Source organism: Kitasatospora sp. SUK 42, assembly GCF_015776785.2.
In the GTDB taxonomy this organism is placed as follows: domain Bacteria; phylum Actinomycetota; class Actinomycetes; order Streptomycetales; family Streptomycetaceae; genus Kitasatospora.
On the sequence record NZ_LFMD02000005.1, the window covers coordinates 259,484 to 266,722 of the forward strand.

Below are 7,239 nucleotides of genomic sequence, written 5' to 3' on the forward strand. Positions count from 1 at the left end.
CGCCGCCCTGGCGCTGCCGCTGGGCTACGACCACGAGGCGGTGAACCGAACACCCCGCGCGCGCCGGCCCGGCGCCCGGGTCGGCAGCACTACAGGAACCCACAGCCCGGGTTCGAGGCATTCGCCCCTTTGAGCCCGGCCGACAGGTTGGCCGGGGCCGCTACCTCGACCGTCCGGTGCTCGGCTTGGGGATAGGCGCTCGGTGGGCGGCGGGCCTGGGGCCGGTGGGCGCTGGGCCCCGCGTCCACGACGGGGGCGGCCCCGCACTCGCAGAGGAGGCCCTGGCCGCGTCGGTCACCACGGCGGCCGACGTGAACTCGTCGTGCGCCGGCCTGCGCAGCGCCTCGGTGGCGGCCTGGACGAGGCGGGGCCCGAGGTAGGAGACGGGGCCGGACTCCCAGCCGCGATCGCGCATCAGCCGCGCCAGATGGTCCCGGACCGGTTTGCCGTCGTCCTGCATCCGCGCCATTCGGGCGGCCAGCAGCGGCCACTGGCGGGAGTTCACCAGCAGCGCCGCCTCGCGCTCCAGGCCGGGCATCGCCTCGTAGACCCAGCGCACGAAGCGGGCGTTCTCCGACTGGCTCACGCCCAGCTGCGCCAGCGCCCTCCGACGGTTGCCGAGGTCGAGCTCCCTCGGAAGGTCCAGTCCCACCGTCAGCGGACCGTAGGACCGTACGGCGTCCCGGCTCGGCGCGCTCGACCGCCGCCGAACGGCGTCCGGCACCCGGTCGACGGCCTCATCGACACCGACCCCCTCGGCATACGCGGCCGCCAGAACCCGCCGGACGTCGACGCCCCGCTCCTGGAGCTCCTGCATCGTCGCGGCGATCTCCGGCCACAAGGGGGAGGCCAGGATCGCCTCGCGCACCGGGCCCGCCGGCACGGTCGCGCGGAGCAGCCCCGCCCACTCCTGCGTCCGCTCGGCCGCGATCCGCGCCGAGTCGGACAGGACGGCATCCCGTACCGACACCGCGATGTCCCCGACCTGCGGCAGGAACCGCTCCAGGTCGACACCGGCCCGCCGCAGGGCGACCAGCTGCTGCGCCATGACCGGCCAGTCCGGACCGGACATCAGCAACCAGGCCACGTCCGGGGCGAGCAGGGTCTTGAGATCCGAGGCCGCCTCGGGGAGGGCCTGGTCGGTTGGCGGCAGCGGGTGCTCCCGCCCCGATCGCCGCTGCGCCGCGCGCCGCACCGCGTCCGCGACGGCCAGCACCAGGCGCACGGCCGCCGTCGACGTCTGCACCGCCTCGCCGACCGCCTCAGCGAACGGTTCGCCCGGGTAGGGCATGGTCATCGTGATCTCCTGTCGTTCAGTGGTCCCGTCTGGGCCCTTGCGAGTCGTTCCGGGGGAAGCGTGTCGCCTCGGCCGAAGGGGCGACGGTCCTCTTGACACCCGGTGGCGTGCCGGTGGATCGCGGAGCCGCTGCCGGTGTTCGTGTGCCAAGCGCCGCGCCGTGAGCGCCGGCCCACCCGTCCAACCTCCAGACGAGCACCTGCGCGACGGACCCCGCCGAGCGGAGCTCGCGTCGCGCCACGACCGCAGCGAGAACCGCCGCGGGGTCGAAGCCCCGCTGCTCCAGGGCGATGAGGCGTTCACGCAGGACGGGCCAAGCGGAGTCCACCAGGACCGCCGACGCATGGGCGGGCAGAGCCCTCGCCACCACCTCGGTCAGCAGGGACGGACGGCCGGCCCTCGGCGAAGCCGATCCCGCCCGCCTGGCGCGCGGCCGCACGCCGGCACCCGCACACGCCCCGGTGCTCACCTCCACGGTCTCCCGCAGCGACCGACCGGCCTTCCCCGCCGCGTCGGCCTGGAGGTGATAGCCCTGCTCCTCGTGCCAGAGCCGCGCGGCCGTGACGGCCGCGACCAGGGCCAGGAGGAATCCCAGGAAAGCGGCCGCGTCGTTGTGGCCGGACGACCTGGCCGACGACACGAGAATGCGGGCCGAGGAACGAAGCAGCATCCGCGCCTCACCGCCCAGGTCACGCCTGCCCGGCGCCCTGGCCGCACGCTCGAACTCCGCCGCCGAGACACGCAGGTTCGGCTCGACCAGGGGAGGAGCGGCGGCGGGCGCCACGACGAGAAGGTCGCCCAGCGCGGCGACGTCGCCCGCCCCCGCCCACCGTCCGCCGGTGCCGAGCGAACCCGATGCCGCGCTGAGGTTGCGTTCGAGCGTCTGCCAGAACGCGTGAGGCGGCACATCCGGCTCTGGAATCGGAACGTGCCAGCGCTCGCGCACCCGAGGCAGCGACAGATCGTAAGCCAGGCTCGAACCCGCGAACCACACCGCCCGGTCGGCCTGGTCCCGGTCGCCGGGCAACGCGACCGTGTAACCGGTCGGCGCGCTGCGCCCCGGGCCGCAACGCTGCGCGACCCGCAGACCGGAGGAGCGGAGACGGGCGAAGAAATCGTCCTCGCTCGCCGCGGCGGCCGCCGCCGTACGGACGGTCCGCTCAAGCTGCTCGCGCGCACTCTCGGGCAGATGGCGGCGGGAGGCCTTCCGCGTCTCGCCCGTGGTCGGCCACCGCTTCGCTGTCCGATCCCCAGACGTCAGCCGACGCAGTTCCCACCTCTCCTCGAACTGCCGGGCAAGCTGCTGCATCCGCACGATGTCCTGCCGCAGATTCGGCTGCGTACCGTCCTGGCGGACCTTCGTCGCGACGATGTGGATGTGGTCGTCGGCGTGCCGGACCGCCACCCAGCGGCAGCCCCACCTGTCGCCCTGCGGGGCGACACCGACGGCGCTCATCATCGCCCGGGCGACCTCGGCCCACTGCTCGTCCGTCAGGAGCGGATCCTCGGGCGCCAAGCGCACCGCGACGTGGTAGACGTGTTCGGCCGGCACGTTGCCCCGTGACGCGTGCACCGGAGCGTCCAGGAGCAGCGCTAGCTCCCCGACCGTCGTCCCCGCCGACCGCGCGGGGTCGGGCACCCACGGCGCCCAGGCGCCGACCATGCGCGGGTCCTCGTGCTCGTCCCGCTTCCCGGGGCCGTACAGGTAGAACAGCAGCCCGGAGGTGTCACTCCCACCCTTCGCCAGCTTCGGGATCACCAGCGTGACGCCCGCTCCCGCATCAGTTGCACCGTCGCCCGGTCGACCCGCCGCACGGCTTCCTCGACGAGACGGGTGGTGGGCCGCGTACCGGGATCGACCGGGCCGATCGACCCGACCGACTCGCCGATCCGCACCAGCTCCCCGCGTGATCTGATGAGCTCCTCCAGTACTTCCCGGGCGTCTGCGGACACCGGTACGAGCTGATCCTTGGCGACCGCCAACGCCTTCCGAGCCACCCACGCGGACACCGCCATGCCGTCGCGTTTCGCCGCCTCCTGCACGATCGTCAGCTCGGCATCGTTGTACGCCAGATTCACCCGTCTCGACCGCGGCGACCGCATCTGCCGCTCCCGCCGCCGCGCGCCCTCCGTGCCACTCACCGTCGATCCTCCTCGGCTTCGCGGGCCGGTGTTCCGGCGGCCGGAACGAATGCGGCCTATGCCGCGACTCCCTGCTGCGCCACCTTGCTTCGCAATCGAATTGACTGCTAGCGGATACGCCGGAGTGGCAGCTGAAAATCACCGACACGGGTGACCTCTGTGGGCAGGTTCGAAACCACCGGAAGCGGTGGTTCTACGATCCGCAGCATGACGAGGGAAGACGAGTTCCTGAGGCGAATGCGCGAGATCCAGGACGGCCGCGAGAAGGCCATCGTGCCGCTCGCCGCCATCATGGCGGAGCGAAAGCACCTGAAGGATCAGCTGGCCGAAACCGAGGTCCCGTACGGAAGAGCGTATGCAGCAGCAGAAGCGGCTGGTTGGAGCGCGGAGGAGCTCGTAAGACTGGGTGTGGAGGCGCCGGCGCGCCGCCCCAAGGGTCGGCCCCGGAAGCACGCCCCGACCACCAAGACCACCGTCCCCGGCCCCTCGTCCGGCGGCGAGGAGAGCAACGCCGACGCCAGCGTGCAAAGCGGCTGAGCGTCGGCGCGGCTTCGGCTGGTGGGTGGCGGTGGCTGCCTACAGCGAGTTAGTGGTCATTGTTCCATCAACTCCAGGGCGGATCTCCCGGGAAACTGTAGGACGTTCAGCCGCGGCAAGTTCGTGGCAGGTGAGGGGGGCGAGGTCGATGTGCCGATCGCTGTCCGGGGTGTCGCGTTCGAGGGCGGCGATGACGGCGAGGAAGGCGTAGCCGACCAGGGCGGCGGTACTCCAGCGGTGCCAGGGAGGTCCAGCTGGTGACCTGGCCCTTGTCCAGGCCGATGGTGCTCTTGGCGGTCTGGAAGTCCTCTTCGATCCGCCAGCGGCAGCACACCACGTAGACGAGCTTCGCCAGCGAGAGCGGGGCCGGTGACCAGCAGCGGAAGAACGACACGTCGGCCGGCGGCAGGCCGGGGCGCGGCACGACCGGTACGGGCACCTGGACGCCGAAGCCGCCAGCGGGCAGGGCGAATGGGCATCAAGGGGGGCGACATCGGCGGGTCTGTGCTCCCGTCCGACGCGCGTGACCGCGTAGGACGCTCGCCCCGTGCCGGGCCGCTGTATCTGGGGGGAACCGGCCGACCGTCCTATTTCGTCACAATCCGAACAGATGCCTCTTTTCCAGGGTTAGCCCGGGGGAGGCTGCCGCAGCCCGATGCAGAAGGAGTGCCCGTGACACATCCCCTCGTGTCCCTCCCGCCGTCCGCCGCCGACCAGGTGCCCTCCGGGGAGAGTCGACAGCAGCCGTTCCCGCGGTGGAGCCGGCGCCAGGTGGTCGCTGTCCTGCTGGTGGTTTTCGGCGGCTACCTCCTGCCCGTCGTGGGCTGGCTGATCGGGGCGGTCGTGTGGCTGCTCGTCCCGGGGTGGACGAGGGCGTCGAAGATCGCAGGGGTGCTCGTATGGCCGCTGTGCACCCTCGGTCTGGTGGTCACCAGTGCTGCCGCGTACTGGCTGGTTCTTCCGCTCGGTGACCCCGTCTCCTCCGTGATCACCTCGCTCTTCCTGCTCGTTCCCAGCAGCTGGTTCCTGGTGCTGGCGGTCGCCGCCTGGTCCCTGCTGAAGGCAGGCACCGACCGTGCGCACGGGAGCGGCCGGTGAGGCGGGTCAAGCAGGCCGCCACCGCGACGGCGGTGGCGATGGCCTTGGGCGCCGCCGCCGCATGCGCACCCCGGGACCCGGGCCCGCCGTCCGCCAGGCCCGCGACATCGGCCCCGTCGATCACTGCCGGCCCGGTCGACGGGCCCGACCTGCCCGAGGTGTCGCCCACGCCGCACGAGATCCGCCGCACCGGTGCGGACCTGCCCGTTCCCCGCCGGGTCGATGTGCTCCATGACGACGGGGCCGACGACCAGGCGGTGGAGGTGGTCACCCAGGCGCTGCGTGCGGCAGGGGCCGAGGTGCGCACCGCCCGTGTCGAGGAACAACCTTCCCCGCAAGCTGAGTTGACGCTGATTCTGGGCCGGCGCGACGCTCCGCGCGTCGGCGAACTGCTGGCCCGCAGCGGAGCCTTCGGTCCTGGCGGCCTTCCCGCCGAGGGCTACCAGATCACCTCCGGCACGGTGGACGGCCGCAGCGGCATGGTGCTGGCCGGGCAGGACACGGCCGGCGTCTACTACGCGGCGCAGACCTTCACCCAGCTGATCCGTGGCAGGACCCTCAGCGGAGCGACGGTAGTGGACTACCCCTCCATCCCCCAGCGTGGCGTGGTCGAGGGCTTCTACGGCACTCCCTGGACGCAGGCCCAGCGGCTTGACCAACTGGCCTTCTACGGCCGGATGAAGCTCAACACGTATCTGTACGCGCCCAAGGACGACCCCTATGAGCGCGACCGGTGGCGCGAGGACTACCCCGCCGCCCAGGCCGCACAGCTGGCCGAACTCGCCCGGGCCGCCCGCGAGAACCACGTGGACTTCACCTACGCCCTCTCTCCCGGCAAGTCGATGTGCTACAGCTCGGCCGCCGACCGCACCGCCGTCACCGGCAAACTGCGGTCCCTGTACCAGCTGGGGATACGCGACTTCGTGATGGCCTTCGACGACATCCACCCGCTGCCGGTGTGGAGCTGCGCCGCGGACCTGGCCCGCTGGGGACCGCTGAACGAACAGGCCATGGCGGCAGCCCAGAGCGAACTCCTCAACCGCCTCCAGCACGACTTCGCGGACCAGCACCCCGACGTGCGACCGCTGCAGATGGTCCCCACCCAGTACAGCGACCTGAAGGACACTCCGTACAAGAAGACTCTGCGCCGCACACTGGACGGCCGGATCGCGATGATGTGGACCGGCGCGGACGTCGTGCCCACCAGCGTCACCGCCCAGCAGGCCGACGACGCCACGGACGTGTGGGGCCGTGAGGTGACCCTGTGGGACAACTACCCCACCAACGACTACGACCACGCGGCCGGACGCCTGCTGCTCGCCCCTTACGCACGCCGCGCCCCCACCCTGGACGAACACCTCACCGGCATCGTCCTCAACCCCATGAACCAGGCCTCGGCCAGCAAGCCGGTCCTGTTCACCGGCGCCGACTACGCCTGGAACACCCGCGCCTACACCCCCGAGGCCAGCCTCCGGGCCGCTGCCCGCTACCTCGCCGCAGGCGATCCCTCCACCACCGACGCCCTGGCCCTCTTCTTCGACACCCAGCACCTCGCCCCCAGCTGGGACGGCACCCCCTGGCAGCCCCAAGCTCCCGAGCTGCAGGCCCGCATCAACCGCTTCCAGGCCGACTGGGAGGCCGGCCGCCAACAGCAGGCCGCACAGGAACTGGGCCGCTACGCCCGCTCCATGGCCGCCGCCCCTCAGCAGATCCGCGCCCATGTGCCCGATGCGGGTCTGGCGGCCGAGGCGAAACCCTGGCTGGACGCCATCGCCCTGTGGGGACAGGCCCTGACCGACACCAGCGACGCCCTGCTGGCCCGCCTCGACGGTGACACGGCCCGCGCCGAGCAGCTCTTCTCCCGCTCCCGCGACCACGCCGGACAAGCCGCCCGCCAGCACACCCTGCCAGGCGCCACCCGCCCCCAGGGCCCCGTCAAAATCGCCGACGGCGTGCTCGACACCTTCCTCGAACAAGCCCCTCACCTGCCCCGCCACACGGGCGGGTGACGGCCGTCACCACCGGCCGCGTAGCGGGAGCGCGCGGTCCAGCGCGGGCGGAGGTGCGAGGTCAGCCGGTGGTCAGCACCATCCGGAAGCGACCCCGACCCGGCCTGGCGCGAGGGGCTGGCCCGGATCCCCGCCCGCACCCTGGCGATCGCGGGC

Annotated in this window: 6 protein-coding genes; 3 read left to right on the plus strand and 3 right to left on the minus strand. The window is 72.3% G+C overall.

The features are described 5' to 3' along the window. Positions 1–160: 160 nt before the first annotated feature. Genes RZ50_RS19880 through RZ50_RS19890 form a run of 3 tightly spaced genes read right to left on the minus strand, consistent with a single transcriptional unit; the run spans position 161 to position 3,439 of the window. Positions 161–1,297: a hypothetical protein gene (locus RZ50_RS19880; protein WP_196948915.1), complete on the minus strand. Its 1,137-nt coding sequence runs from the start codon at positions 1,295–1,297 to the stop codon at positions 161–163. 16 nt (positions 1,298–1,313) lie between these two features. Beyond that, on the minus strand, positions 1,314–3,056 hold the full coding sequence (locus RZ50_RS19885; RefSeq protein WP_196948914.1) for a relaxase/mobilization nuclease domain-containing protein: 1,743 nt from the start codon (positions 3,054–3,056) through the stop codon (positions 1,314–1,316). Further along, on the minus strand, positions 3,053–3,439 hold the full coding sequence (locus RZ50_RS19890) for a hypothetical protein (RefSeq protein ID WP_196948913.1): 387 nt from the start codon (positions 3,437–3,439) through the stop codon (positions 3,053–3,055). The genes RZ50_RS19885 and RZ50_RS19890 overlap by 4 nt, the downstream gene beginning before the upstream one ends. A 207-nt stretch (positions 3,440–3,646) precedes the next feature. Between RZ50_RS19890 and RZ50_RS19895 the strand changes: the two genes are divergently transcribed. The 3 genes from RZ50_RS19895 to RZ50_RS19905 all read left to right on the plus strand — a co-directional run bounded on the left by RZ50_RS19895 (position 3,647) and on the right by RZ50_RS19905 (position 7,083). Then, the gene (locus RZ50_RS19895) at positions 3,647–3,976 is read left to right on the plus strand and encodes a hypothetical protein (protein ID WP_196948912.1); all 330 of its coding nucleotides are present in this window, start codon (positions 3,647–3,649) and stop codon (positions 3,974–3,976) included. 672 nt (positions 3,977–4,648) lie between these two features. Next, positions 4,649–5,074: a hypothetical protein gene (locus tag RZ50_RS19900; RefSeq protein ID WP_254802882.1), complete on the plus strand. Its 426-nt coding sequence runs from the start codon at positions 4,649–4,651 to the stop codon at positions 5,072–5,074. After that, the gene (locus RZ50_RS19905; protein ID WP_308271920.1) at positions 5,071–7,083 is read left to right on the plus strand and encodes a beta-N-acetylglucosaminidase domain-containing protein; all 2,013 of its coding nucleotides are present in this window, start codon (positions 5,071–5,073) and stop codon (positions 7,081–7,083) included. Before RZ50_RS19900 ends, RZ50_RS19905 begins: the two co-directional genes overlap by 4 nt. Positions 7,084–7,239 lie beyond the last annotated feature (156 nt).